General features: G+C 65.4%; 22 protein-coding genes. 11 read left to right on the forward strand and 11 right to left on the reverse strand.

Annotation, left to right across the window (positions count from 1 at the left end; all coding sequences use genetic code 11):
* The first annotated feature begins 1 nt into the window (after position 1).
* The gene (locus B4I46_RS04620) at positions 2 to 922 is read left to right on the forward strand and encodes a LysR family transcriptional regulator (protein ID WP_043863687.1); all 921 of its coding nucleotides are present in this window, start codon (positions 2 to 4) and stop codon (positions 920 to 922) included.
* Between the two features lie 229 nt (positions 923 to 1151).
* Here the strand turns inward: B4I46_RS04620 and B4I46_RS04625 are convergent, their stop codons facing one another.
* The 9 genes from B4I46_RS04625 to bioB all read right to left on the reverse strand — a co-directional run bounded on the left by B4I46_RS04625 (position 1152) and on the right by bioB (position 11486).
* On the reverse strand, positions 1152 to 2930 hold the full coding sequence (locus B4I46_RS04625) for an acyl-CoA dehydrogenase C-terminal domain-containing protein (RefSeq protein ID WP_100634783.1): 1779 nt from the start codon (positions 2928 to 2930) through the stop codon (positions 1152 to 1154).
* Between the two features lie 122 nt (positions 2931 to 3052).
* Positions 3053 to 4336, reverse strand: a complete 1284-nt coding sequence (locus B4I46_RS04630; RefSeq protein WP_043863685.1) for a GGDEF domain-containing protein — start codon at positions 4334 to 4336, stop codon at positions 3053 to 3055.
* Positions 4337 to 4534: 198 nt separating this feature from the next.
* On the reverse strand, positions 4535 to 6340 hold the full coding sequence (locus B4I46_RS04635; protein WP_043863684.1) for a phenylacyl-CoA dehydrogenase: 1806 nt from the start codon (positions 6338 to 6340) through the stop codon (positions 4535 to 4537).
* Positions 6341 to 6608: 268 nt separating this feature from the next.
* Positions 6609 to 6905 (reverse strand): hypothetical protein, encoded by a 297-nt coding sequence (locus B4I46_RS04640; RefSeq protein WP_043863683.1) that lies wholly within the window; start codon positions 6903 to 6905, stop codon positions 6609 to 6611.
* A 119-nt stretch (positions 6906 to 7024) separates the two neighbouring features.
* Positions 7025 to 7705 (reverse strand): dethiobiotin synthase, encoded by a 681-nt coding sequence (bioD, locus tag B4I46_RS04645; protein WP_286898818.1) that lies wholly within the window; start codon positions 7703 to 7705, stop codon positions 7025 to 7027.
* Between the two features lies 1 nt (position 7706).
* Complete coding sequence (gene bioC, locus B4I46_RS04650) at positions 7707 to 8531, reverse strand: malonyl-ACP O-methyltransferase BioC (RefSeq protein ID WP_078480862.1); 825 nt, start codon at positions 8529 to 8531, stop codon at positions 7707 to 7709.
* Positions 8524 to 9255, reverse strand: coding sequence for an alpha/beta fold hydrolase (locus tag B4I46_RS04655; RefSeq protein WP_196931977.1), 732 nt, complete (start codon positions 9253 to 9255; stop codon positions 8524 to 8526). Before B4I46_RS04655 ends, bioC begins: the two co-directional genes overlap by 8 nt.
* Positions 9248 to 10420, reverse strand: a complete 1173-nt coding sequence (gene bioF, locus B4I46_RS04660) for an 8-amino-7-oxononanoate synthase (protein ID WP_286898821.1) — start codon at positions 10418 to 10420, stop codon at positions 9248 to 9250. Before bioF ends, B4I46_RS04655 begins: the two co-directional genes overlap by 8 nt.
* Before the next feature lie 7 nt (positions 10421 to 10427).
* Positions 10428 to 11486 (reverse strand): biotin synthase BioB, encoded by a 1059-nt coding sequence (gene bioB, locus B4I46_RS04665; RefSeq protein WP_043863678.1) that lies wholly within the window; start codon positions 11484 to 11486, stop codon positions 10428 to 10430.
* An 89-nt stretch (positions 11487 to 11575) separates the two neighbouring features.
* On the opposite strand from bioB, the gene B4I46_RS04670 reads away from it, so the two are divergent.
* From B4I46_RS04670 to rarD, 4 genes are all read left to right on the forward strand, one after another.
* A complete protein-coding gene (locus B4I46_RS04670; protein WP_286898822.1) occupies positions 11576 to 12313 on the forward strand; it encodes a ComF family protein in 738 nt (245 codons plus the stop codon).
* A gap of 59 nt (positions 12314 to 12372) precedes the next feature.
* On the forward strand, positions 12373 to 13128 hold the full coding sequence (locus B4I46_RS04675; protein WP_043863676.1) for a TOBE domain-containing protein: 756 nt from the start codon (positions 12373 to 12375) through the stop codon (positions 13126 to 13128).
* 166 nt (positions 13129 to 13294) lie between these two features.
* A complete protein-coding gene (locus tag B4I46_RS04680) occupies positions 13295 to 14269 on the forward strand; it encodes a serine/threonine protein kinase (RefSeq protein WP_054915980.1) in 975 nt (324 codons plus the stop codon).
* 63 nt (positions 14270 to 14332) lie between these two features.
* Positions 14333 to 15220 (forward strand): EamA family transporter RarD, encoded by an 888-nt coding sequence (gene rarD, locus B4I46_RS04685; protein ID WP_286898824.1) that lies wholly within the window; start codon positions 14333 to 14335, stop codon positions 15218 to 15220.
* A gap of 15 nt (positions 15221 to 15235) precedes the next feature.
* Here rarD and B4I46_RS04690 read toward each other — a convergent pair whose 3' ends face one another.
* Complete coding sequence (locus B4I46_RS04690; RefSeq protein WP_058541817.1) at positions 15236 to 15760, reverse strand: glycine cleavage system protein R; 525 nt, start codon at positions 15758 to 15760, stop codon at positions 15236 to 15238.
* 302 nt (positions 15761 to 16062) lie between these two features.
* On the opposite strand from B4I46_RS04690, the gene B4I46_RS04695 reads away from it, so the two are divergent.
* Positions 16063 to 18240, forward strand: coding sequence for a malate synthase G (locus B4I46_RS04695; protein ID WP_043863672.1), 2178 nt, complete (start codon positions 16063 to 16065; stop codon positions 18238 to 18240).
* 54 nt (positions 18241 to 18294) lie between these two features.
* Here the strand turns inward: B4I46_RS04695 and B4I46_RS04700 are convergent, their stop codons facing one another.
* Positions 18295 to 18747: a response regulator gene (locus B4I46_RS04700; protein ID WP_054915983.1), complete on the reverse strand. Its 453-nt coding sequence runs from the start codon at positions 18745 to 18747 to the stop codon at positions 18295 to 18297.
* A 202-nt stretch (positions 18748 to 18949) separates the two neighbouring features.
* Here B4I46_RS04700 and B4I46_RS04705 point away from each other — a divergent pair, with 202 nt between their 5' ends.
* The 5 genes from B4I46_RS04705 (at position 18950) to B4I46_RS04725 (ending at position 25776) form a co-directional block, all read left to right on the forward strand.
* On the forward strand, positions 18950 to 20884 hold the full coding sequence (locus B4I46_RS04705; RefSeq protein ID WP_043863670.1) for a DUF294 nucleotidyltransferase-like domain-containing protein: 1935 nt from the start codon (positions 18950 to 18952) through the stop codon (positions 20882 to 20884).
* Between the two features lie 10 nt (positions 20885 to 20894).
* Positions 20895 to 21605 (forward strand): 3'-5' exonuclease, encoded by a 711-nt coding sequence (locus B4I46_RS04710; protein WP_043863669.1) that lies wholly within the window; start codon positions 20895 to 20897, stop codon positions 21603 to 21605.
* A 107-nt stretch (positions 21606 to 21712) separates the two neighbouring features.
* A complete protein-coding gene (locus B4I46_RS04715) occupies positions 21713 to 22231 on the forward strand; it encodes an RNA polymerase sigma factor (RefSeq protein ID WP_043863668.1) in 519 nt (172 codons plus the stop codon).
* A complete protein-coding gene (locus tag B4I46_RS04720) occupies positions 22228 to 23196 on the forward strand; it encodes a FecR domain-containing protein (RefSeq protein WP_054915985.1) in 969 nt (322 codons plus the stop codon). Before B4I46_RS04715 ends, B4I46_RS04720 begins: the two co-directional genes overlap by 4 nt.
* 144 nt (positions 23197 to 23340) lie before the next feature.
* Positions 23341 to 25776, forward strand: a complete 2436-nt coding sequence (locus tag B4I46_RS04725) for a TonB-dependent siderophore receptor (RefSeq protein WP_286898831.1) — start codon at positions 23341 to 23343, stop codon at positions 25774 to 25776.
* The last annotated feature ends 8 nt before the right edge of the window (positions 25777 to 25784 follow it).

Raw genomic sequence — 25784 nt, forward strand, 5'->3', positions numbered from 1 at the left:
TATGGATTTTCGCCAACTGCGTTATTTCGTCGCGGTGTACGAAGAAGGCCATGTGGGCCGGGCCGCCGAACGCCTTTCACTGTCGCAGCCAGCGCTGTCGCAGCAGATCCGCCAGCTCGAGCACAGCCTCGATGTGAGCCTGTTCGAACGGGGCAACAAGCGCCTGTTGCCAACCCTGGCCGCACACACCCTGTACAACCACGCCCTACCCCTGCTCGACGGCCTGCAACGCGCCCGCGAGGCGTTGCGCAACTTCCGCGGGCAGGCCTTGCGTACCCTGGCCATCGGCGTGCTGCAGACGGTACGGCCGAGCCTGGTGCCGCAACTGCTCGACCGCCTGCGCAAGGCGCAACCACACCTGGTGGTGCAGATCTACGAACTGTCGGGGCTGGAGATCGAACGGCGCCTGCTCAACGGCACCCTGGACATCGGCATCAGCTACCTGCCGCCGCGCCAGCCGGGCCTTCACGGCCTGCTGCTGTACGAAGACGAGCTGCAACTGGTGATCCCGCACACGCACCCGCTGCGCGAATTCAAGAAGGTCTCGCTCAAGCAGGCCGCCGAACTGCCCATGCTGATGCTGGGCGAAGAGTTCCAGGTACGCCAGATCTGGCAGGCGCAACTGGCCAACCTCGGGCGCCGCCCGCAGGTGCAGGCCGAGATGAACAACATGGGCGGGATTCTCGACAGCCTGGCGCATACCTCGCTGGCAACCGTGTTGCCGGGGCGTGCGCGCGACGCCACGGACGATCCAGAGCTGCTCTGGAAGCCGCTGAGCGAGCCGCGGGTGCCACTGAAGGTAGGCCTGGTGTTTCGCGATGCGCAGCGCCAGCAGGCGTCGGTGGAGCTGCTGCGCAATCTGCTGGAGGAAGAGATCGACCCTCGCCAGATCGGCGGTTCACCTCTGGATGTGCTCGGCTAGAAAAAACCCGGGCAAAAGAAAACCCCGCCGAAGCGGGGTTTTGCAGACTGTTTCCCTGACATCCTTTTCGTCCCGCCGTCCTGGCAGGAAATCCTTCCGTGTCCCTGTTATGTACTGTGCGCATCCTGCGCGACGTCCATGAGGTGAAGATTAGCTGTGGATCCAATCTTACGGAAGAGGCCAAACGTCACCACGTCATGTAAGCAAATGCTTACATGACGCCGTCAGATCAAAACTGTTCCGCGTCGAGCAGGTACAACGACTCGCTGCCCGCCTTCACCGAAGCGCTGAGCGAGTGAATACGCGGCAGCAGGCGGGCGAAGTAGAAGCGCGCGGTGCCCAGCTTGCTGGCGTAGAAGTCGTCCTCACCCTGTTTGGCCAGGGCCGTGCGCGCCATCAGTGCCCACATGTAGGCATAGGCGGTGTAGCCGAAGGCGTGCAGGTACTCCACCGACGCCGCGCCGATTTCGTTGGGGTTCGCCTTGGCGCGGTCGAGCACCCAGGCGGTCAGTTCGTCGAGGCTGTCCAGCGCCGTCTCCAGCGGTTTGACGAACTCGCCCAGCGCCGTGTCGGCGGTGGCGATGAAATGGCGGATCTCGTCGGCGAACAGCTTGTAGAACGCCCCGCCGCTGCCCACCACCTTGCGGCCCATCAGGTCCAGGGCCTGGATGCCGTTGGTGCCTTCGTAGATCTGGGTGATGCGCACGTCGCGCACCAGTTGCTCCTGGCCCCACTCGCGAATGTAGCCATGGCCGCCGAACACCTGCTGGCCATGCACGGTCACTTCCAGGCCCAGATCGGTGAGAAACGCCTTGGACACCGGCGTCAGCAGCGCCACCAGGTCTTCGGCGCGCTTGCGGGCCTCGCGGTCTTCGCTGAACTTGGCGGTATCGAGCTGCATCGCAACATAGGTGGAGAAAGCCCGGCCGCCTTCGTTCAGTGCCTTCATGGTCAGCAGCATGCGCCGCACGTCGGGGTGCACGATGATCGGGTCGGCAGTCTTGTCCTTGGCCTGGGGCCCGGTAGGTGCACGGCTCTGCAGGCGGTCGCGGGCGTATTCGATGGCGTTCTGGTAGGAACGCTCGGCCGAGGCCAGGCCCTGGATGCCGACCCCCAGGCGCTCGTAGTTCATCATGGTGAACATCGCTGCCAGGCCCTTGTTCGGCTCGCCGACCAGGTAGCCCACGGCGCTGTCGAAGTTCATCACGCAGGTGGCCGAGGCCTGGATGCCCATCTTGTGCTCGATGGAGCCACAGGTGGCCGGGTTGCGCTCGCCCAGGCTGCCATCGGGGTTGACCAGGAACTTGGGCACCAGGAACAGCGAGATGCCCTTGGGCCCGGCCGGGGCGTCAGGCAGCTTGGCCAGCACCAGGTGGATGATGTTCTCGGTCAGGTCGTGTTCGCCGCCGGTGATGAAGATCTTGGTGCCGGTGACCTTGTAGCTGCCGTCGGCCTGCGGCTCGGCGCGGGTACGGATGATGCCAAGGTCGGTGCCGGCGTGGGGCTCGGTCAGGCACATGGAGCCGGCCCAGACCCCGGCGTACATGTTGGGCAGGTACCGCGTCTTGAGCTCTTCGCTGGCATGGGCGTTGATCGACAGGCAGGCACCGGCGGTCAGCATCGGGTACAGGCCGAAGGCCAGGCTCGAGGAGTTGACCATTTCTTCGACCTGGGCAGAGATCACCTTGGGCATGCCCATGCCGCCATAGGCAGGGTCGCCGCCCACGCCCACCCAGCCGCCATCGGCGTAGGTGCGGTAGGCATCGATGAAGCCGGCCGGGGTGCGCACGGCGCCGTTGTCCCAATGGCAGCCCTCTTCGTCGGCGCTGCGGCTCAGCGGAGCGATGCGCTGGCTGGTGACCTTGCCGGCTTCCTCGAGCACCGCCAGTGCGGTTTCTTCGTCGACCGCCTCGGCCAGCCCGGGCAGTTGTGCCCACAGCCGGGATACTTCGAAGACTTCGTTGAGGACGAAGCGCATATCGCGCAGGGGCGCTTTATAGTCAGCCATGGCAACCTCTCACACCTTGAGTCGGGACGGCCCCGCAGGGCCGCTACACAGTTGCGAGCCAGTGTAACCTAACAACTTTTGTGACACATAGGGTCATCTGGCGACCGCATAGTCACTTCTGGTCACGCCGTGCGCACCGCTCCACGCTTGCTCTGGTGGCCGTAGGTCATGGTGCAGTTACGCCCCGCTCCCTTGGCACTGTACAGCGCCTGGTCGGCCGACTTGAGCACCTCATCGGGGCTGCGGTGCTCGGGCAGGCGCTCGGCGGCACCAATACTGATGGTCACCGACACGCTGCTGGCCCCGGCCGCCCCACGGCGTTGTCGCCCCTGCTGGTCGTCCTGGGGGCGGCTGTCCTGGTTGCGCAGCTGGATATTGTAGTTGGCGATCACCTCGCGCACCGCCTCCAGGTGCGGCAGGCATTCCTCGATGGTCTTGGCCGCGAACACCAGGGCGAACTCCTCGCCGCCATAGCGGTAGGCGCGGCCCCCGCCGGTGACCTTGGACAGTTTGCTGGCCACCAGGCGCAGCACCTGGTCGCCGACGTCGTGCCCGTGGGTATCGTTGAATTTCTTGAAGTGGTCGACGTCGGTCATCGCCAGCACATAGTTGCGCCCCAGACGCTGCATGCGCTCGTTGAGCGCGCGGCGCCCCGGCAGGCCGGTGAGCTCGTCGCGAAACGCCATCTGGTAGGCCTCGTGGGAGACCGCGGCGGCGATCATCAGCATCACCTGGCTGCACATGATGTTCAGGGTGAAGGGCAGGATGAAGGTCTGCGGCAGCATCCAGAAGATCCCCATCAGACCGATCACCTGCGCCGCATGCAGCGGGCGCGGTTCGCGCAGGTACTGCACCACCAGCAGGATGAAGGCGAGCAGGAACACCGGGTAGGCCAGCTGGATCAGGCTCATCCACTGACCGTGCAGCGCCGGCCAGCGGATTTCCGCGAGCCAGTTGAGCAGCGCCTGCGGGTAGCTCTGCTCCAGCCCCAGCGCCGTGCTGCCGACCGCCAGCAGCACGGCAAAGCGCGCCACCATGTCCTGGAACAGGTGCGTGCGCTCCTGCCAGGCGCCGTACAGCGCAAACAGGATCGGCAGCAACAGGCACACCAGGTGGAACACCACGGCGGCGTCCTGGCGTACCACGCCATTGTCGCGGTAGTAGTCGGTCTGGGTGTCGAGCAGGAAGTAGGCGATATACACCGTGACCATCAGGAACAGTTCACGCTGACGGCGGTAGACCGTGCAGTAGGCCCCGCCCAGCAGCAGCACCAGGGTTGGCAGCACGTTGAACAGCGAGGTGAAGAAGACGTTGAGGTCTCTGACATAAGCAGCGGCGAGCCCAGACACCAGCAGGAACAGTGACGGCAGAAAATGGCTCAGTCGTACAGCGGATAAACGAAACAAGGGAATCTCCGACCCGGCAGATCAAGTAATGGCATTGTGCCTTTAATGTGTCGGCAGCGCACATGAATAGATGAATATGCCGGCAGCACTTGTAACGGCAGGGTGGGAGCAGGGCTTAGCACGTATTCGTATCAGGTTCTGACTGGCGCATAAAAAAACCCGCCGGTAAGGGCGGGCTTTCTTGCTTCAGGCGATGACTCAGTACGAGAGGCCGAAGTGCTCTTCGTTCATGTCCATCAGGTTGCTCGCGCCCGACAGCATGGTTTCCACATGCGTGCGGGTCCGCGGCAGGATGCGCTGGAAGTAGAAGCGCGCGGTCTGCAGCTTGGCGGTGTAGAACGCCTCTTCGCTGGTGCCGGCAGCCAGTTTCTCGGCGGCCAGGCGCGCCATGTCAGCCCAGAAGTAGGCCAGGCAGGCGTAACCGGAGTACATCAGGTAGTCCACCGAGGCGGCACCGACTTCTTCGCGGTCCTTCATCGCGGCCATGCCGACCTTCATGGTCAGTTCGCCCCACTCCTTGTTCAACTTGGCCAATGGCGCGACGAACTCGCTGATGGCCTCGTTGCCTTCGTTGTTCTGGACGAACTTGTGCACGATCTTGGTGAAGCCCTTGAGCGCCTCGCCCTGGGTCATCAGCACCTTGCGGCCCAGCAGGTCCAGCGCCTGGATGCCGGTGGTGCCTTCGTACAGCATCGAGATGCGGCTGTCGCGAACGTTCTGCTCCATGCCCCACTCGGCGATGAAGCCGTGGCCGCCGTAGATCTGCACGCCGTGGTTGGCCGACTCGAAGCCGACTTCGGTCATGAACGCCTTGGCGATCGGGGTCATGAAGGCCAGCAGTGCGTCGGCCTTCTTCTTCTCTTCTTCGTCCTGGCTGTACTTGACGATGTCGACCTGCTTGGCGGTGAAGTACACCATCGCGCGATTGCCTTCGGCGAAGGCTTTCATGGTCAGCAGCATGCGACGCACGTCCGGGTGGACGATGATCGGGTCAGCCGCCTTGTCCGGCGCCTTGGGGCCGGTCAGCGAACGCATCTGCAGGCGGTCGCGGGCATACTTCAGGCCACCCTGGAACGCCACTTCGGCGTGGGCCAGGCCTTGCAGCGCGGTACCCAGGCGAGCGGTGTTCATGAAGGTGAACATGCAGTTCAGGCCCTTGTTGGCCGGGCCGATCAGGTAGCCGGTGGCGGCGTCGAAGTTCATCACGCAGGTGGCGTTGCCGTGGATGCCCATCTTGTGTTCGATGGAGCCACAGGAAACGGCGTTGCGCTCGCCCACACCGCCTTCGGCGGTCGGCAGGAACTTGGGCACGATGAACAGCGAGATGCCTTTGGTGCCGGCCGGTGCATCGGGCAGGCGCGCCAGCACGATGTGCACGATGTTGTCGGCCATGTCGTGTTCACCGGCCGAGATGAAGATCTTGGTGCCGGTGACCTTGTAGGAACCGTCGGCCTGAGGTTCGGCCTTGGTGCGCAGCATGCCCAGGTCGGTACCGCAGTGCGGTTCGGTCAGGCACATGGTGCCGGTCCATTCGCCGGATACCAGCTTGGTCAGGTAGGTGTTCTGCTGCTCGGCGGTGCCGTGCTCGGAGATGGTGTTCATCGCGCCGTGCGACAGGCCTGGGTACATGCCCCACGACCAGTTCGACTCGCCGACCATTTCGCTGACCGCCAGGCCCAGCGACTCGGGCAGACCCTGGCCGCCGTGATCGACGTCATGGGCCAGGCTCGGCCAGCCGCCTTCGACGAACTGCTTGTAGGCTTCCTTGAAGCCGGTGGGGGTCTTAACGCCCGACTCGCTCCAGGTGCAGCCTTCCAGGTCGCCCACACGGTTCAGCGGGGCCAGTACCTGTTCACAAAACTTGGCGCCTTCCTCGAGGATCGCATCGACCATGTCGGGGGTGGCGTCCTGGCAAGCCGGCAGGCTCTGATAGTGCGCTTCGTAGCCCAGCAGTTCATCGCGAACGAAACGAATATCACGCAAGGGGGCTTTGTAATCAGGCATAGCGATGAACCTCTGCTGATGGATCCTTGAATAGGGAGACCGCGACATACACCGACCAGCTCTAGGCGGCTTTCGGTCAAACAGTTGTTTGAAACATACGTTTACGCCGAAATCTTGTCAAGCACCCCCATGAGGGCATTTCTGCCATGACAGGCTACGCTCCGGCCCCGCTCGCCAGAACGCAGGCACGACAAGACGCCCGGCCTTGGGCCAGGGCGTCGAGTCAGGATGGAGGGGTAAAACCGGGGAGGTGCGAGCGCCGGCTGGCTCAGGCGTAGGTATCGATCAGCGTGCCGAGCATTTCGTCGGAGGCCTTGGCCACTTTGACACCCAGTTCGACCTGATGCTTGCCCAGGGCAAGTTCGACGGTGCTGGTGGCCAGGTCCATCTGCTGGCTGCGGTCGACCGAGCGCAGGCGTTCGGCCTGGTAGTCGCTGGACTGGCTGGTGGCAGCACGTTCGACAGTGGTGTTGGCGATCTGGCTGGCGGCCTGATCGACGCGGTTCTGGCCGCTCTGAATGGCGCCCAGGCCGGCATAGAATGCGGAACTGCCCGAGATTTCCATTTCAAACTCTCCAGGTGACGGAAGGCACAGATGATATCAACGGCCCCTATTGAAGCAGACAACCCGGCAAAAGGCCCGTCAAAAACACTAATGGCACAGTGCCCTTCAATAGACTCAGCCTAGTCGAGCAAATCCAGCTGCAGGTATGCGGCCACCGCCTCGGCGCTGGCCACCTTGAGTTTTGGCACCCGGCCCAGGCAGGGGGCCGGCAGGCGTTCGGCAAGCGAAGCCAGGTTCTCCTCCAGGCGCGAGGTGCGCGGCTCGATGATGTTCGCCACCCAGCCGGCCAGTTGCAGGCCATCGCGGGCAATCGCCTCGGCACTGAGCAGCGCATGGTTGATGCAACCCAGGCGCACGCCTACCACCAGGATCACCGGCAGCTTGAGCGCAATCGCCAGGTCCGACAGATTGGCCTGATCGGACAACGGCACCCGCCAGCCACCCGCCCCTTCGATCAGGGTGAAATCGGCGTTGTGCGCCAGCACCGTGCGCATCGGCGCCAGCAACGCCTGCACGCTCAGCGCAACACCCGCCTCGCGGGCCGCCAGGTGCGGGGCGATGGCGGGCTCGAAGGCAAAAGGGTTGAGCTGCGCATAGGGCAGCGTGATGCTGCTTTGCGCGATCAGGGCCAGTGCATCGGCGTTGCGCAGGCCCTTGGGGGTCACCTCGCAGCCCGACGCTACCGGCTTGGCCCCAAGGGTACTCAGGCCGGCCAGACGTGCCGCATGCAGCAGGCCGGCGGCAATGGTGGTCTTGCCCACATCGGTATCGGTGCCGGCGATGAAATAGGCAGCATGCATCTCAATCCCCCTGGTGCTGCGGCTTGTGCAGTACCGCATAGACTACCTGATAGGTGGCGGGCAGTCCCTGCGGCTGGCGAAAGCGCTCGTAGGCCTGCAGCAGGCCCTGCATGCGTGCCCTGCCGGTCAGGCCGGCGGGGCGACCGGGGTTGAGGTTGTGTGCGCCCAGCGCCTTGAGCTCATGGGTCAGGCTGCGCACATCGGGGTAATGCAGTACATGGGGCCGGGCCTCCAGCCCGAGCACCTGCAGCCCGCTGTCGGCACACAGACGCTGGTAGTCCGCCAGAGGGCGGAAGCGATTGACGTGCACCAGCCCGTCCACCGCCTGCCAGCTTTCACGCAGCTCGAACAGCGTGCCCACGCACAGGCTGGCGAACGCCAGCACGCCCCCAGGCTGCAGAACCCGCTGCGCTTCACGCAGCACCGCAGCCAGGTCGGCGCACCACTGCACCGCCAGGCTGGAGAAGATCAGCCCGGCGCTGCCATCACGCAGCGGCAGACGCTCGGCATCGCCCGCCACATGGTAATGCGCGCCCCCCAGCTCACGGGCATGCAGCAGCATGCCTTCGGCGATATCCACCGCCACACCCAGCCCTTGCGGATAACGTTGCTGCAAGTGCCGGCTGAAATGCCCGGTGCCACTGCCCAGATCGATCCAGCAACGCGGTTGCAAATCGGCGGGCAGCTGCGCCAGCAGATGAGCGCCCACCGCCCGCTGCAACGCGGCGACACTGTCGTAGCTGGCCGCAGCACGGGAAAACGAGGCCGCCACCTGGCGCTTGTCGGGCAAGGCGCCGGGCAGCCTGGGCAGGGAAAGATCAGTCATCGCCACTCTCGTGCAGGAAGGTCTTGATAAAGGTCGCCAACGCCTGGGCGTGCTCCAGCAGGAAGGCGTGGGCGCTGTCCTCGACAATGCCCACCTCGACGTCCTGCAGCAGTTCGAACAGCGCCTTGGCCGCCTCGACCGGCACCAGCGCGTCGCTGCCTGCGAACAGGTGCAACTGCGGGCCGCCGAAGTTGCTCAGCGCAGCCCGGGTATCGAGTTGCCGCAATACCTCCAGGCCCGTGGCCAGGTACAGCGGGTCGGTTGCCGGCACCCCCACCTCCAGCAACCGCGCCAGGCTGCGCGGCGCCTGCGCGCCCTGGCTGCACAGCGACTTGAAGCGCTTGAGCGTCACTTGCGTATGGCTACGGCAACCGTCGAGAAAGGTATTGAAGGTGTCGGTCGGCATGCCATGGGGCCAGTCCGCACGGGCCACGAAGCTGGCGTTGCTGCCCAGCGTCACCAGCCCGCAGCAGTGATCGCCGCGTCGCGCCGCCAGCTCGGCGGCGAGCATGCCGCCCAGCGACCAGCCTCCCAGCCAGGTGTCGGTAGGCAACGTGCGGTCCAGGTGATCCAGCCATACAGGCACGTCACTGCCATCCAGCTCCGGCAGAGGCATCAGCTCCACGTGCAGCTTGGCATCCAGGGCGCGCAAGCTCGCGGCCAGCGGCTCCAGTGCAGCGGTACCCAGGCCCCAGCCCGGCAAAAGAATCAGTCGATCACGCATCAGCAGGCTCCAGCAGCGAATGACACTCGGCCAATGCATTCAACAATAGCTGTACCTGCGCGGCGCTGTGGGCGGCGGTCAGGGTCACGCGCAGCCGGGCACTGCCGGCCGGCACCGTCGGTGGACGGATCGCCGTGACCATCAGCCCGCGTTCGCGCAACATCGCCGACAGCCGCATGGCCCTTGCGGCATCGCCGATCAGAATCGGCTGGATCGGCGTGAAACTGTCCATCAGGTGCAGGCCGATCTGCTCGGCGCCCTGACGGAACTGGCGGATCAGCGCAGCCAGGTGCTCGCGGCGCCAGTGCTCGTCACGCAGCAGTTGCAGGCTCCTGAGCGTGGCGCAGGCCAGGGCCGGTGGCTGGCTGGTGGTATAGATGTACGGGCGGGCGAACTGGATCAGGCTCTCGATCAGTTCCTCACTGCCAGCGACGAACGCACCGGCGGTACCGAAGGCCTTGCCCAGGGTGCCGACCAGCACCGGTACCTGCCCCATGTCCAGGCCGAAATGCTCCACCACGCCACCGCCGTGGCGGCCCAGGGTGCCGAAGCCATGGGCATCATCGACCATCAGCCAGGCGCCCCTGGCCTGCGCCTGGGCAGCCAGCGCCGGCAGGTCGGCGATGTCGCCGTCCATGCTGAACACGCCATCGGTGACCACCAGCGCATTGCCGCTGGCCTTGTCCAGGCGCTTGCCGAGGCTGTCGGCATCGTTGTGCAGGTAGCGGCTGAAGCGCGCACCACTGAGCAACCCGCCATCCAGCAGCGAAGCATGGTTGAGGCGATCCTGCAGCACGCTGTCGCCCTGCCCCACCAGCGCGGTCAACGCACCCAGGTTGGCCAGGTAGCCGGTGGTGAACAGCAGCGCGCGCGGGCGACCGGTAAACTCGGCCAGGGCCAGTTCCAGTTCATGGTGCGGCGAGCTGTGGCCGATCACCAGGTGCGACGCCCCGCCGCCCACGCCCCAGCGCTCAGCGCCTGCACGCCAGGCGTCGATCACCTCGGGGTGGTTGGCCAGGCCCAGGTAGTCGTTGCTGCAAAACGCCAGCAACGGCGTGCCGTCCACCATCACCTGCGGCCCCTGCGGGCTCTGCAGCAGGGGTCGCTGGCGATACAGCGCCGCAGCGCGCCGTTGTTCCAGGCGCGCACTCAGATCAAAGCTCATGGGGACCTCAGGCGGAGGCGGCGTCGTAGAACAGCTCGCTGCTCTTCTGCTCGATCAGCGCCTGCTCGATGGCCGCCTGATGCACCTCGTCGGCGTGCTCTTCGCGCGCTTCAGGCTGGATGCCCAGGCGCGCGAACAGTTGCATGTCCTTGTCGGCCTGCGGGTTGGCGGTGGTCAGCAGCTTCTCGCCGTAGAAGATCGAGTTGGCCCCGGCGAAGAAGGCCAGTGCCTGCATCTGTTCGTTCATCGCCTCGCGCCCGGCCGACAGGCGCACATGGGACTGCGGCATGAGGATACGCGCCACTGCCAGCATGCGGATGAAGTCGAACGGGTCGACGTCTTCGGCATTCTCGAGCGGCGTGCCCGCCACCTTCACCAGCATGTTGATCGGCACCGATTCGGGGTGCTCCGGGAGGTTGGCCAGCTGGATCAGCAGCCCGGCGCGGTCGTCCAGCGATTCGCCCATGCCCAGGATCCCGCCCGAACAGATCTTCATCCCGGCATCGCGCACATAAGCCAGGGTCTGCAGGCGCTCGCCGTAGGTGCGGGTGGTGATGATGCTGCCGTAGAACTCAGGCGAGGTGTCCAGGTTGTGGTTGTAGTAGTCCAGGCCGGCCTGGGCCAGGGCCACGGTCTGCTCCTGGTCGAGCTTGCCCAGGGTCATGCAGGTTTCCAGGCCCAGCGCCTTGACCCCTTTGACCATCTGCAGCACGTAGGGCATGTCCTTGGCCGACGGGTGCTTCCACGCCGCGCCCATGCAGAAGCGCGTGGAGCCGATGGCCTTGGCCCGGGCGGCCTCCTCCAGCACCTTCTGCACCTCCATCAGCTTCTGTTTTTCCAGGCCGGTGTTGTAGTGACCGGACTGCGGACAATATTTGCAATCTTCCGGGCAGGCGCCGGTCTTGATCGACAGCAGGGTCGAGACCTGAACGCGGTTGGCGTCGAAATGCGCGCGGTGAACGGTCTGCGCCTGAAACAGCAGGTCGTTGAACGGTAGCTGGAACAGTGCTTTGACTTCGGCCAGGGACCAGTCGTGACGAAGCGTTGCAGTTGTGCTGGCGCTCATGGGTGTTTCCTTGTTTAGGCTTGTACTGGCGCCGGGACAGGAAAGCCCGCCAGCGCATCACGGATAGCTCGCATAGTTAAGGAAGCGCCATGCACTGTCAACCACGCCTTAAACAACTGGTTTACAACTGGCTAAATATCAACCAAACGTGTTTGCTGTGCGATGAACCTGCCCAGCAGTCACACCCCATTTGCGTGGCCTGCGAGGCCGAACTGCCCTGGCTGGAAGAATGCTGTCGAACCTGCGCGCTGCCCTTGCCGATGCGGGGCCTGACCTGCGGCCAGTGCAGCCGCCGCCCACCCGCCTTCACCCGGGTCGAGGCGCCCTGGCACTACGGCTTCCCCGTGGATGCACTGATCACCCGCTTCAAGCACCAGCGCCAGTGGCCGCTGGGCCGATTGCTGGCGCAACTGCTGGGCAACTGGCTTGCCTACCGCTTTGCCGAAGACCTGCCGCGGCCCGGCCTGCTGTTGCCGGTACCGCTGGCGCGCCGGCGCCTGCGCGAACGCGGCTTCAACCAGGCTGCGATGCTTGCCCAGTGGTTGGCCGGGCAGTTGGAGATCGCCTGCGAGCCACGTCTGCTCCAACGCCCGCAAGAAACGGCGGCCCAGCAGGGGCTGACGGCCAAGGCGCGCAAGGGCAACCTGCGCCACGCCTTTGCCCTGGCCGATTCGGCGGCGATCAGGGGGCAGCATGTGGCGATCGTCGACGATGTGCTCACCACCGGCGCCACTGCGCAGGCATTGGCCAGCCTGTTGCGGGCGGCGGGTGCCACGCGGGTGGACGTATACTGCCTGGCACGCACGCCCAAGCCCGGCGGCGCTTGACTTGCGCCGGGGCGGCGGGCACTTTCTGGGCCATCCCTGCCCCGACTGCGTGCCCGCCCATGTCCCTGCCTGCCCTGTTGACCCAACATATCGTCCGTCGCCCGCAACGCATCGCCCTGCTTGCCCACATCGCCGAGCAGGGGTCGATCACCCGGGCGGCCAAGAGCGCCGGCATCAGCTACAAGGCCGCGTGGGATGCCATCGACGAGCTCAACAACCTGGCCGCCAGCCCGCTGGTAGAACGCAGCGTGGGCGGGCGCGGGGGCGGTGGGGCGAAACTGTCGCTGGAGGGGCAGCGGGTGTTGCGCCTGTACCAGAAGCTGCAACTGTTGCAGGCGCAGGTGCTGGAAGCGGCCGAAGACTCCGACGATCTCGACCTGCTCGGGCGCCTGATGCTGCGCACCAGTGCGCGCAATCAGTTGCATGGGCGGGTCAGCGCCATTCGCGCGCAGGGCCGCATCGACACCGTGGAGCTGACCCTGGCCGGGGGGCTGCGCATCGAGGCACAGATCACCCATGACAGCACCTTGCGTCTGGAGCTGGAACCGGGCACGCCGGTGGTGGCGCTGATCAAGGCCGGCTGGCTGGAGGTGGCGATGCCCGGGCCGGCGCAGGTCAACCAGTTGAGCGCCGTGGTACAGGAACTGATCGATGACCCGCAAGGGACTACCGAGGTGCGCCTGAGCCTGAGCAACGGCCAGACGCTGTGCGCATTTGCCGAGCCGCAGTGGCTGCTGGACAACCGGGTGGCGGTAGGCAGTGAAGTGGCAGTGCGGTTCTCGCCGGCGTATGTGCTGCTGGGTACGCCGCTCTAGATTATTGGGGCTGCAGCACAGCCCATCGCGGGTCAAGCCCGCTCCCACAGGTTCAGCGATTTCCTTGTGGGAGCGGGCTTGACCCGCGATGGGGCATGCAGCGTCCCCGGGGTGCTGTACCATGGCTCTCATACGCCCGGCCACCCGTCGCGCTGCAGGAGTTCCCATGTCACACCCCTTCGATACCCTTACCCCCGACCTGGTCCTGGACGCTGTCGAAAGCATCGGCTTTCTCAGCGACGCTCGTGTTCTGGCACTCAACAGCTACGAGAACCGTGTCTACCAGGTGGGCATCGAAGACGCCGAACCGCTGATCGCCAAATTCTATCGCCCCGGCCGCTGGAGCAACGCGGCGATTCTCGAGGAGCACGCCTTCACCGCCGAACTGGCCGACTGCGAAGTCCCCGTGGTCGCCCCGCTGGTGCACAAGGGCCAGAGCCTGTTCGAGCATGCAGGCTTTCGCTTCACACTGTTCCCGCGCCGTGGCGGCCGCGCACCGGAGCCGGGCAACCTCGACCAGCTGTACCGCCTCGGCCAGTTGCTCGGTCGCCTGCACGCGGTCGGTGCCACGCGCCCGTTCGAACACCGTGAAGCGCTGGGCGTGGCCAACTTCGGTCACGCCTCCCTCGCCACCCTGCTCGAAGGCAACTTCGTGCCGCGCAGCCTGCTGCCGGCCTACGAGTCGGTGGCCCGCGACCTGCTCAAGCGCGTGGAGGACGCCTACGCCCGCACCCCATACAAGAGCATCCGCCTGCACGGCGACTGCCACCCCGGCAACATGATGTGCCGCGATGAGGTGTTCCACATCGTCGACCTGGACGACTGCCGCATGGGCCCCGCCGTGCAGGACCTGTGGATGATGCTCGCCGGCGATCGTCACGAGCGCCTGGGCCAGCTGGCCGAACTGATGGATGGCTACAACGAGTTCCATGATTTCGACCCCCGCGAACTGGCCCTGATCGAACCGCTGCGCGCCCTGCGCCAGCTGCACTACAGCGCCTGGCTGGCGCGCCGCTGGGACGACCCGGCGTTCCCGCGCAGCTTCCCGTGGTTTGGCAGCGAACGCTACTGGGGCGACCAGGTCCTGGCCCTGCGTGAGCAGACCGCCGCACTGGCCGAAGAGCCGCTGAAATTGTTCTAGAACCTGCTGCCAGTCTGTCTACAATAGCCGGGTTTTAGATAGCTGTCTAAGCAAGGAATCAGCATGCAAGCCGCCAACCCGCGCCGCGGGTACATACTGGGCCTGACCGCCTACATCATCTGGGGCCTGTTCCCCATCTATTTCAAAGCCCTGCAGAACGTGCCCGCCGTGGAAATCATCGTGCATCGGGTGCTGTGGTCGGCCCTGTTCGGCTCGATCCTGCTGCTGTTCTGGAAGCACCCGGGCTGGTGGCGCGAACTGCGCGACAACCCGCGACGCCTGGCAATCCTGGCCCTGAGCGGATCGCTGATCGCGGGCAACTGGCTGACCTATGTGTGGTCGGTGAACAACGGGCGCATGCTCGAGGCGAGCCTGGGTTACTACATCAACCCGCTGGTCAACGTGCTGCTGGGCATGTTGCTGCTGGGCGAGCGTCTGCGCCGCCTGCAGTGGGTGGCGGTAGGCCTGGCGGCAGTGGGGGTGGCGCAGCAGGTGTGGCAGGTGGGCAGCCTGCCATGGGTATCGCTGGTACTGGCGCTGAGCTTCGGCTTCTACGGGCTGATCCGCAAGCAGGCGCCGGTGGCGGCGTTGCCGGGGCTGGTGGTGGAAACCTGGATGCTGGTACCGCTGGCCATCGGCTGGCTGCTGCTCAACCCCATGGCCCACAGCGCCCAGGCCAGCTTCTACAGCACCAGCGACGCGCTGTGGCTGGCCGCCGCCGGGCCCGTCACGCTGATACCGCTGGTGTGCTTCAACGCCGCCGCGCGGCATCTGCCTTACACCACTCTGGGCTTTCTGCAGTACCTGGCGCCGACCCTGGTGCTGCTGCAGGCGGTGCTGCTGTTCGACGAATATCTGTCGAGCAGCACCCTGGTGGCGTTCATGTTCATCTGGGCCGGCCTGGCACTGTACAGCGTGGATGCCTGGCTGAGCATTCGCCGGCGCACCTGAGCGCTACGCCACCCCTTACGCCGACTCTTCGGGGCGCAGCTTGAGCTCCACCATCAGGTCGTCGGCCAGGGCCTCCAGGCGCTTTTGCAGGTCATCCAGCGACAGCGTCAGCGGCAGGGCCAGCAGCGCATCGGCGTGAAACAGCGGCTCGCTGCTCATCGGCGCGGGCCGCACGTCGGTACTGAAGCGCTCCAGGTTCACCCCCTGTTCGGCCAGCAGCCGGGTGATGTCGCGCACGATGCCGGGGCGATCGTTGCCCACCAGCTCCATCGCGATCGGCTTCCAGGTGCACGACGGCTCGATGCCGCTTTCGGCGATCAGCACGCGAATCCCGTGCTTGCCCAGCGCCTGCAACGCCTCCACCAGTTCGTCATAGGATTCGGCCGGTACCGCGACGCGCAGGATGCCGGCGAATTGCCCTGCCATGCGCGACATGCGACTCTCCAGCCAGTTGCCGTTATGCTCGGCGATGCATTCGGCCACCCGCTCCACCTGGCCGGCGCGGTCAGGGGCAATCACGGTCAAGACAAGATGATCCACGCGCCAGTCCTCTCTCCAGCCCCCGAATACCGGGGGCGCCGATCAAGTATAGGCAAGGCGCGGCAACCTGCCGCAGCGGGCTCGAACAACAAATCGTGTACTGTTTTTAGATTTATCTGGAACAATTCACTCGATTTTTGAGAACATGCCCGCTCCCAGAACGACGTTTTGCGACCAAATGGTCGCAAAACGGCGTATTTAGTCTGATTTTCCCAAGCGCAGCGCTTCATGTAGTATGCCGCGACGCGCACTACAAAAATGTTGAAACAAGAGCTGAATAGCTGAGCAGAGTGAGGCAAGCAATGACTGAACACGTTCAAGTCGGTGGCCTTCAGGTCGCCAAAGTCCTGTTCGACTTCGTGAACAACGAAGCCATTCCCGGAACCGGCGTCAACGCCGAGCAGTTCTGGATCGGGGCAGAGAAGATCATCAACGACCTCGCTCCAAAGAACAAAGCCCTGCTGGCCAAGCGTGACACCCTGCAGGCGCAGATCGACGCCTGGCACCAGGCGCGCAAGGGCCAGGCCCACGATGCTCCGGCTTACAAGGCCTTCCTCCAGGAGATCGGCTACCTGCTGCCAGAAGCGGCGGACTTCCAGGCCTCCACCCAGAATGTCGATGACGAGATCGCTCGCATGGCCGGCCCGCAGCTGGTAGTGCCGGTGATGAACGCACGCTTCGCCCTCAACGCCTCCAACGCCCGCTGGGGCTCGCTGTACGACGCGCTGTACGGCACCGACGCCATCAGCGAAGCCGGTGGCGCCGAGAAGGGCAAGGGCTACAACAAGGTACGCGGCGACAAGGTCATCGCCTTCGCCCGCGCCTTCCTCGACGAGTCTGCGCCACTGGCGGCCGGCTCCCACGTCGATGCCACCCGCTACAGCATTGCCGATGGCAAGCTGGTGGTCACCCTCAAGGGTGGCAGCAACAGCGGCCTGCGCGACGACGCGCAACTGGTCGGCTACCAGGGCGATGCCACGGCCCCTGTCGCCGTGCTGCTGAAAAACAACGGCCTGCACTTCGAGATCCAGATCGATGCCAGCACCCCGGTCGGCCAGACCGACGCCGCCGGGGTCAAGGACGTGCTGATGGAAGCCGCCCTGACCACCATCATGGACTGCGAAGACTCCGTGGCCGCGGTGGATGCCGACGACAAGGTGGTGATCTACCGCAACTGGCTGGGCCTGATGAAGGGCGACCTGGCCGAAAGCGTGAGCAAGGCCGGCCAGACCTTCACCCGCACCATGAACCCGGACCGCGAGTACACCGCGCCCAATGGCGGCTCGCTGAGCCTGCATGGCCGTTCGCTGCTGTTCGTGCGCAACGTCGGTCACCTGATGACCATCGACGCGATCCTCGACAAGGATGGCAACGAAGTGCCCGAAGGCATCCTCGATGCGCTGGTCACCAACCTGGCTGCGGTGCACAACCTCAACGGCAACACCACCCGCAAGAACAGCCGTACCGGCTCGGTGTACATCGTCAAGCCGAAGATGCACGGCCCTGAAGAAGCCGCCTTCACCAACGAGCTGTTCGGCCGCGTCGAAGACGTGCTGGGCCTCAAGCGCAACACCCTGAAGGTCGGCATCATGGACGAGGAGCGCCGTACCACGGTCAACCTCAAGGCTTGCATCCAGGCCGCCAGCGAGCGCGTGGTGTTCATCAACACCGGCTTCCTCGACCGTACCGGTGACGAGATCCACACCTCCATGGAAGCGGGCGCCGTGGTGCGCAAGGGCGCCATGAAAACCCAGAAGTGGATCGGTGCCTACGAGAACAACAACGTCGACGTGGGCCTTGCCACCGGCCTGCAGGGCCGCGCGCAGATCGGCAAGGGCATGTGGGCCATGCCTGATCTGATGGCCGACATGCTCGAGCAGAAGATCGCCCACCCACTGGCCGGTGCCAACACCGCCTGGGTGCCGTCGCCGACCGCCGCCGCGCTGCACGCGCTGCACTATCACAAGGTCGACGTGTTCGCCCGCCAGGCGGAGCTTGCCAAGCGTGCGCCGGCCTCGGTCGACGATATCCTGACCATTCCGCTGGCCACCGACACCAACTGGTCGGACGAAGAGATCCGCAACGAACTGGACAACAATGCCCAGGGCATTCTTGGCTATGTAGTGCGCTGGATCGACCAGGGCGTGGGTTGCTCTAAAGTGCCGGACATCAACGATGTGGGCCTGATGGAAGACCGCGCCACCCTGCGGATTTCCGCGCAGTTGCTGGCCAACTGGCTGCGTCACGGCATCATCAGCGAGGCTCAGGTGATCGAAGGCCTCAAGCGCATGGCGCCGGTGGTCGACAAGCAGAACGCCAACGACCCGCTGTACCGCCCGATGGCACCGGACTTCGACAGCAACATCGCCTTCCAGGCGGCGGTCGAGCTGGTGATCGAGGGTGCGAAGCAGCCGAACGGTTATACCGAGCCGGTACTGCATCGCCGTCGTCGCGAGTTCAAGGCGCGCAACGGGCTGTAAGCTCGTTACGGCGCTGCCTGACGCACCCCTTCGCTGGCAAGCCAGCGAAGGGGTTCAGCCGATGCCCAGCTCATGCCTCACCAGCTTCACCAGCTTTTCCAGCTTCTCCTGGTCGAGCGGCTTGAGCAGAAAGTCGACCACGCTCAGGTGCATTGCCGCAATCGCGTCCTGCACCTTGGCATCGCCCGACACGATGATGATCGGCAACGCGGCCTGGTCCGACTCACGAATCTGCTCGATGAACTCGATGCCCCCCACCGGCTGCATGCGCAGGTCGGTAATCAGCAGCCCGATCCTGGGTTCGCGCTTGAGGTAGTCGAACGCCACCGTGGTGTTTTCTGCGGCAAGGCAACGAATGCCATGGGCCTTCAAGTAACTCGCCAGCGCTTCGCGCGACCCTTTGTCGTCTTCGACGATCAGCACCTTGGGCAGCGCGGTCCCGCGCGCAGTCACGCTCGCCAGCGCCTTGCGCTCGGCTTCGCTCAGTATGTCGTCGGCTTCGGGCATGGCTGTTCCATCGTAAAAATATCCGTTGAATCAAGTTCAGACCGCAAACGCATGTGCCGCAACCCGCCTTTCGTCGGATAATTGACGCTTACCCACTTTAGACAAACGTCCAATGGGCACTGCGCACCCCGCGGCCGACCATGCAGCACGATAAAAACAAATGCTCGGCCCTCGGCGCCGACGCACAGATGCGGTAAAGCTCATGAGCAAGATGGACGCCTTCGACCAGGCCGGCAAAACCGCAGTACTGCAGAATATTCACGGCACCATGCAGTTCCTGCAACGCTTTCCTCCCTTCAACCAGATGGAAAACGCCCACCTGGCGTACCTGGTGGAACAATGCCAGCTGCGCTTCTACGCCAGCGGTGAGAGCATCATCAAGCCTGCCGACGGACCCGTCGAGCACTTCTACATCGTCAAGCAGGGACGCGTGGTGGGCGAGCGCAACCATGCCGCCACCGGCACCGAGACCACCTTCGAGATCACCGGAGGCGAGTGCTTCCCGCTGGCCGCCCTGCTGGGCGAGCGCGCCACCCGTACCGAACACCTGGCCGCCGAAGACACCTTCTGCCTGCAACTGAACAAGGCGGCGTTCATCCGCCTGTTCGCACTCTCAGAAGTGTTTCGGGATTTTGCCCTGCGGGGTGTCAGCAGCCTGCTCGACCAGGTCAACCAGCAGGTCCAGCGCCGCGCAGTTGAAACCCTCGGCAACCAGTATTCGCTCAATACCCGCCTGGGCGAGCTGGCCATGCGTCATCCGGTCACCTGCGCCCCAGATACGCCCGTACGCGAGGCCGTACGCCTGATGCACGAGCAGCAGGTGGGCAGCATCGTGATCGTCGACGAGCAGCGCGCACCGGTCGGCATCTTCACCCTGCGCGACCTGCGACAGGTGGTGGCCGATGCCAGTGCCGACTTCGCCGCGCCGATCGCCGCGCACATGACCGCCGCGCCTTTCTACCTCAGCCCCCAGGCCAGCGCCTTCGACGCCGCCATCGCGATGACCGAGCGCCATATCGCCCATGTGTGCCTGGTGCAGGACCAGCGCCTGTGCGGGGTGGTCTCCGAGCGCGACCTGTTCTCGCTGCAGCGGGTCGACCTGGTACACCTGGCGCGCACCATCCGTCACGCCGCGCGGGTCGAGAACCTGGTGTCGCTGCGCGGCGAGATCGGCCAGCTGGTCGAGCGCATGCTCGCCCATGGAGCCTCGTCCACCCAGATCACCCACATCATCACCCTGCTCAACGACCACACCGTGTGCCGGGTGATCGAACTGGCGATCCAGGACAAGGGCGACCCCGGCGTGCCGTTCAGCTGGCTGTGCTTCGGCAGCGAAGGCCGCCGCGAACAGACCCTGCACACCGACCAGGACAACGGCATCCTGTTCGAGGCACGCGACGCGGCCCAGGCTGCCGAAATTCGCGCCCGCCTGCTGCCGCTGGCGCAGCACATCAACCAGGGCCTAGCGCAGTGCGGCTTCACCCTGTGCAAGGGCAACATCATGGCCGGCAACCCCGAGCTGTGTCTGTCGAGGGCCGAGTGGGCACGGCGCTTTGCCGCGTTCATCCGCGAGGCCACCCCCGAGAACCTGCTGGCCTCGAGCATCTATTTCGACCTGCGCGTGGTGTGGGGCGACGAACAGGCGTGCGAACAACTGCGCCAGGGCATCCTCGACCAGGTCGCCGACAACCGCCTGTTCCAGCGCATGATGGCCGCCAACGCCCTGCGTCAGCGCCCGCCCGTGGGGCGCTTTCGCGAGTTCGTGCTGACCCGCAGCGGCAACGACAAGGCCGCCACCCTCGACCTCAAGGTGCAGGGCCTCACGCCCTTCGTCGACGGCGCGCGCCTGCTGGCGCTGGCCAATGGCGTGCACGCCAACAACACCCTGGAGCGCCTGCGCCAGCTGGTAGGCAAGGAAGTGATCGACCCGCTCGATGGCGGCGCCTATGAAGAGGCCTACCACTTCATCCAGCAGACCCGCATGCAGCAGCACCAGTTGCAGACCCGCCAGAACCTGCCCTACTCCAACCGCGTCGACCCCGACAGCCTCAACGACCTGGACCGGCGCATCCTGCGCGAATCGCTGCGCCAGGCCCAGCGTCTGCAAAGCAGCCTGGCCCTGCGCTACCAACTATGAGCGACCTGTCATGAGCCTGTTCGCCTGGCTGCGCCCCAGCCAACCCGCACTGGACGCCGCCCAGCAGCAGCGTCTGGCCCAACTGCCCGGCCCAGCCCCGCTGCAGGACCACACCCTGCGCGCCCAGCGCTGGGTGGTGCTGGACCTGGAAACCACCGGCCTGAACCTGAACCGCGACCAGGTGCTGTCGATTGGCGCGGTGGTGATCGAGGACGGCGCCATCGACTTCAGCCAGCAGTTCGAGCGCACCCTGCACCGGCATGACCACAAGCCGGGCCCCAGCGTGCTGATCCATGGCCTGGGGCCCAGTGCGATTGCCGCCGGCTGCGTGCCGGCCGATGCACTGCTCGACCTCATGGCGTTCATCGGCGACAGCCCGCTGCTGGCGTTCCACGCCGGCTTCGACCAGCGCATGCTCAGCCGCGCCCTGAAGGACAGCCTGGGCTACCGCCTGCAGCACCCATTCATCGACGTGGCCGAGCTGGCCCCGCTGCTCAACCCCGACGTGGTGTTGCGCGACGCCGGGCTCGACGACTGGACCGCACACTTCGGCCTGCAGGCCGGTGAACGCCACCACGCCAGCGCCGATGCACAGGTCACTGCCGAACTGGCACTGATCCTGTTCAGCCAGGCGCGACGCCAGCACATCGACAGCCCGCTGCTGCTGGAGCATCGCCTGCAAGGCTGGCGCCGGCGACGGCAACACAGCCACGGCTTCTGACAAGCCCCGGATACGTCATCCGATGAGCGTTAATTGCACAGTGCCAGCGGCTCTGACACAATCGCGAATAATTCTCGTTAGTTAACGCATCTATTCCGGGGAACACCTTGTCGTCAGTGCAAAGCCCACACGGTGAGCTGGTTGGTGCGCTGTACCGTGACCATCGCGGCTGGCTGCTGGGCTGGCTGCGGCGCAACGTCGCCTGTGCCGAGCGCGCCGAAGACCTGAGCCAGGACACCTTCGTGCGCCTGCTCGGGCGCGAGCAGCTGCCCGCACCACGCGAGCCGCGGGCGTTCCTGGCCGCGGTGGCGCGCGGCCTGCTGTTCGACCACTTTCGCCGGGCGGCACTGGAGCAGGCGTACCTCGCCGAACTGATGCTGATCCCCGAAGCCGAGCAGCCCTCACCGGAAGAACAGCACCTGATCCTCGAAGACCTCAAGGCCATCGACCGCCTGCTGGGCAAGCTGTCGAGCAAGGCGCGCGCCGCGTTCCTGTACAACCGCCTCGACGGCATGGGCCATGCCGAGATCGCCGAGCGCCTGGGCGTGTCGGTGTCGCGGGTGCGCCAGTACCTGGCCCAGGGCATGCGCCAGTGCTATGTGGCGCTGTACGGCGAGCCGACATGAACGGCTTCAGTAGCAGGCCGGTATCGGCCAAGGTGCTCGATGCCGCCATCGCCTGGCAGCTGTGCCTGGATGCGGGCAGCGCCGAGGAGCGTGCCGATTTCGAGCGCTGGCACGCGGCAGACGAAGAACATGCGCGGGCCTGGATGCAGCTGGGCATGCTCAACCAGCGCTTCGCCGCGGCGGCCGGCCCGGCGCGCAAGGCCCTGGGCGAAACCCGGGCCGGCCTGCGCCAGCGCGTGCGCAAGCTGGGCAGCGGGCTGGCCAGCATCGTGCTGGTGGGCGGCCTGCTCGGCTGGCTGAGTACCCACCAGAGCCTGGACTACTGGCTGGCCGACCAGCGCACGGCCACCGGCGAGCAGCGCAGCCTGCGTCTGGAGGACGGCACCCTGCTCAGCCTCAACACCCATTCGGCGGTGGATGTTCGCTTCGATGGCCAGCAGCGCCTGATCGTGCTGCGCGAAGGCGAGATTTCCATCGAGACCGGGCACAAGGATGACCGTCCGTTCATCGTCGCCACGGCCGACGGGCGCCTGCGCGCACTGGGCACACGCTTCCTGGTGCGCCTGGAAGACCAGGGCACGCGCCTGAGCGTGTTGCAGTCGGCGGTGGCAGCCAAGCCGCAGGACAGCGGCGACGAGCAGATCGTGCGCGAAGGCCAGCAGGTGATGATGAGTCACGACCAGCTGGGCAGCATCGATCCGCTGGCCCTGGGCGCCGACGCCTGGACCCACGGCATGCTGGTGGTCGACAACGTGCGCCTGGATGCGCTGGTGCAGGAGCTGGGGCGTTACCGCAGCGGCTACCTTGGGGTGTCGCCGGAGGTGGCCGGGTTGCGCATTACCGGCAGCTTCCCGCTGCACGACACCGACCTTGCGCTGCAGTCGCTGCTGCCGACCTTGCCGGTGCAGGTGCAAAAGCGCACGCCATGGTGGGTGACGATCGTGGCCAAGGGCGAGACCCCGTAAAACGCCTTCGCCTGCAACGCCCTCCTGCAGGAGCGGTCGTTGCCGGCGAAGGCCTCAACATTATTTTTTACCCACCCCCTGACACTTTTCCCTTTTCACTCGGCATGGAAGCTAGTTAGCACTATTGCGCCGAGGAACCGCTGCATGTCCCGTCCCCTTGAAAAGCTGTTGCGTCATTGCCTGCTGACCCTGGCCCTGACCAGCACCGCCGCCATCGCCGCCGAATCGAGCGCCGCGCGCAGCTACAGCCTGCCCGCCGGGCCGTTGTCGACCACCCTCAACCTGATCGCCAGCCAGGCCGGCATTGCCCTGACCCTGGACCCGAGCCTGGCCAGCGGACGCACCTCGGCGCCGGTCAGCGGCCAGTACGACGGCCTCGGCGCCCTGCAGGCCGCCCTGCGCGGCACCGGCCTGCAACTGCAGCAGAGCAGCGCCGGCACCTACAGCCTGATCGCCGCCCCCGAAGGTAGCCTGGCCCTGCCGGAAACCAGCATCAACGCTGCCGGCGACTACGAGAGCGCCTGGGGCCCGACCACCGGCTACGTCGCCACCCGCACCGCCGCCGGCACCAAGACCGACACTCCGATCGTCGAGGCGCCACGCTCGATGTCGGTGATCACCCGCGAACAGCTCGACCAGCGCCAGGTGCTCAACCTCAACGACGCGCTGCGTTACACCGCGGGCGTGCAAAGCAGCGGCTACGGCTCGGACTCGCGCGCCGACTGGCTGCGCGTGCGCGGCTTCGACCCCACCCAGTTTCTCGACGGCCTGCCGCTGCCCAAGGGTTCGTTCGCCAACCCCAAGGTTGAACCCTGGAACCTGGAACGCATCACCGTACTGCGCGGCCCGGCCTCTTCGGTGTATGGCCAGACCCCGCCCGGCGGCATGCTCGACATGCTCAGCCGACGCCCGCAGGCCGAAAGCGCGCACCAGATCGAAGCCCAGGTCGGCAGCAACGAACACCGGCAGATCAACTTCGACAGCACCGGCAAGATCGACGACGCCGGCCAGTTTCTGTACCGCGTCAGCGGCGTGGTACGCGACAGCAACGCACCGGTCGACCATATTCCCGACAAGCGCTACAACCTCGCCCCCAGCCTGACCTGGAACGTCGACGACGACACCAGCCTGACCTTCATCTCGCAGTTCACCCGCGACGATACCGGCATCACCGGGCAGTTTCTGCCCTTGCAGGGCACCCGGTTGGCCTCGCCTGCCGGGGCGAAGATTTCCCACCACAAGAACCTCGGTGAGCCGGGCTGGGACTTCTACGACCGCACCTATTACGCCCTGGGCTACGCCTTCGAGCACCGCCTCGACGACGTATGGCAGCTGCGCCAGAACCTGCGCTACACCAAGAGCGACCTGTCGTTTCGCGCGGTCAACGTGGCCACCTTCAATACCGTCGAACCCGACGGCACGGTCAACCGCGAGGCCGGCATCGTCAACGAAGACATCAGCCAGTTCGCTGTCGACAACAACCTGCAGGCCAACTTCAGCACCGGCGCGCTGGAGCACACCCTGCTGCTGGGCCTGGACCACCAGCGCTCCAACACCAACTACCAGTGGCTGTATGGCGGCTCGTACAACTACGACGCCAACGGCAACATCAGCGGCATCAACGTGCCGCCGATCAGCGTGATCCGGCCGGTGTATGGCGCAGACATGTCCAACGTGAACTATTTCGCGCTGCAGGACTACGGCCAGAAAACCCGCCAGACCGGCGTCTACGTGCAGGACCAGATCGCCCTGGACAACTGGCGCCTGACCCTGGGCGGGCGTGAGGACTGGATTCACACCGGCACCACCTTCCACAACAAGGGCGACGCCACCAGCACCCAGCGCGACAAGGCCTTCACCGGCAACGTGGGCCTGAGCTACGTGTTCGACAACGGCCTCACCCCGTACCTGTCCTATACCGAGTCGTTCCAGCCGACCACCGGCGCCAACGTGGATGCGGCGCAGTCGTTCAAGCCCACCGAAGGCCGCCAGTACGAAGTGGGCGTCAAGTTCCAGCCGGTGGGCAGCAACACCCTGCTGACCGCAGCCGCCTACGACCTGCGCCAGAGCAACGTGAAGGTCACCGAAGGCAGCATCTCTCGCAGTGTCGGTGAATTGCAGGTGCGCGGCATCGAGCTGGAAGCCACCAGCGCCGTCACCGACAACCTCAAACTGGTCGGCTCCTACACCTACACCGATACCGAGATCCGCAAGGGCGTGCCTGGCGAAGTCGGCAACCGCATGGCGCTGATCCCGCGCAACCAGGCCACCCTGTGGGCCGACTACACCTGGCACGCCGGCCCGCTGGACGGCTTCGGCATGGGCGCCGGGGTTCGCTATGTCGGCGATACCTACGGCAACACCGCCAACACCGAGGTGGCGCATGTAGGCTCCTACACCGTGTACGACGCTGCCGTGCACTACGACCTGAGTCGCCTGGACAGCAGCATGAAGGGGCTGAGCGTGGCGGTGGAAGCCAAGAACCTGTTCAACAAGGACTACCTGGCCAACTGCGACGGGTTCTGGTGCTACTACGGCGACCAGCGCAACGTGGTCGCCAGCGTGAACTACACGTTCTAGGGCCAACG

Source organism: Pseudomonas sp. UBA7500, from assembly GCF_002478435.1.
In the GTDB taxonomy this organism is placed as follows: domain Bacteria; phylum Pseudomonadota; class Gammaproteobacteria; order Pseudomonadales; family Pseudomonadaceae; genus Aquipseudomonas; species Aquipseudomonas palmensis.

Coding starts and splice junctions, on each gene's coding strand:
- B4I46_RS04620 (WP_043863687.1), top strand. CDS start 2: ATGGATTTTCGCCAACTGCGTTATTTCGTCGCGGTGTACGAAGAAGGC.
- B4I46_RS04625 (WP_100634783.1), bottom strand. CDS start 2,930: ATGGCTGACTATAAAGCGCCCCTGCGCGATATGCGCTTCGTCCTCAAC.
- B4I46_RS04635 (WP_043863684.1), bottom strand. CDS start 6,340: ATGCCTGATTACAAAGCCCCCTTGCGTGATATTCGTTTCGTTCGCGAT.
- B4I46_RS04640 (WP_043863683.1), bottom strand. CDS start 6,905: ATGGAAATCTCGGGCAGTTCCGCATTCTATGCCGGCCTGGGCGCCATT.
- bioD (WP_286898818.1), bottom strand. CDS start 7,705: ATGCATGCTGCCTATTTCATCGCCGGCACCGATACCGATGTGGGCAAG.
- bioC (WP_078480862.1), bottom strand. CDS start 8,531: ATGACTGATCTTTCCCTGCCCAGGCTGCCCGGCGCCTTGCCCGACAAG.
- B4I46_RS04655 (WP_196931977.1), bottom strand. CDS start 9,255: ATGCGTGATCGACTGATTCTTTTGCCGGGCTGGGGCCTGGGTACCGCT.
- bioF (WP_286898821.1), bottom strand. CDS start 10,420: ATGAGCTTTGATCTGAGTGCGCGCCTGGAACAACGGCGCGCTGCGGCG.
- bioB (WP_043863678.1), bottom strand. CDS start 11,486: ATGAGCGCCAGCACAACTGCAACGCTTCGTCACGACTGGTCCCTGGCC.
- B4I46_RS04670 (WP_286898822.1), top strand. CDS start 11,576: ATGCACTGTCAACCACGCCTTAAACAACTGGTTTACAACTGGCTAAAT.
- B4I46_RS04675 (WP_043863676.1), top strand. CDS start 12,373: ATGTCCCTGCCTGCCCTGTTGACCCAACATATCGTCCGTCGCCCGCAA.
- B4I46_RS04680 (WP_054915980.1), top strand. CDS start 13,295: ATGTCACACCCCTTCGATACCCTTACCCCCGACCTGGTCCTGGACGCT.
- rarD (WP_286898824.1), top strand. CDS start 14,333: ATGCAAGCCGCCAACCCGCGCCGCGGGTACATACTGGGCCTGACCGCC.
- B4I46_RS04695 (WP_043863672.1), top strand. CDS start 16,063: ATGACTGAACACGTTCAAGTCGGTGGCCTTCAGGTCGCCAAAGTCCTG.
- B4I46_RS04700 (WP_054915983.1), bottom strand. CDS start 18,747: ATGCCCGAAGCCGACGACATACTGAGCGAAGCCGAGCGCAAGGCGCTG.
- B4I46_RS04705 (WP_043863670.1), top strand. CDS start 18,950: ATGAGCAAGATGGACGCCTTCGACCAGGCCGGCAAAACCGCAGTACTG.
- B4I46_RS04710 (WP_043863669.1), top strand. CDS start 20,895: ATGAGCCTGTTCGCCTGGCTGCGCCCCAGCCAACCCGCACTGGACGCC.
- B4I46_RS04720 (WP_054915985.1), top strand. CDS start 22,228: ATGAACGGCTTCAGTAGCAGGCCGGTATCGGCCAAGGTGCTCGATGCC.
- B4I46_RS04725 (WP_286898831.1), top strand. CDS start 23,341: ATGTCCCGTCCCCTTGAAAAGCTGTTGCGTCATTGCCTGCTGACCCTG.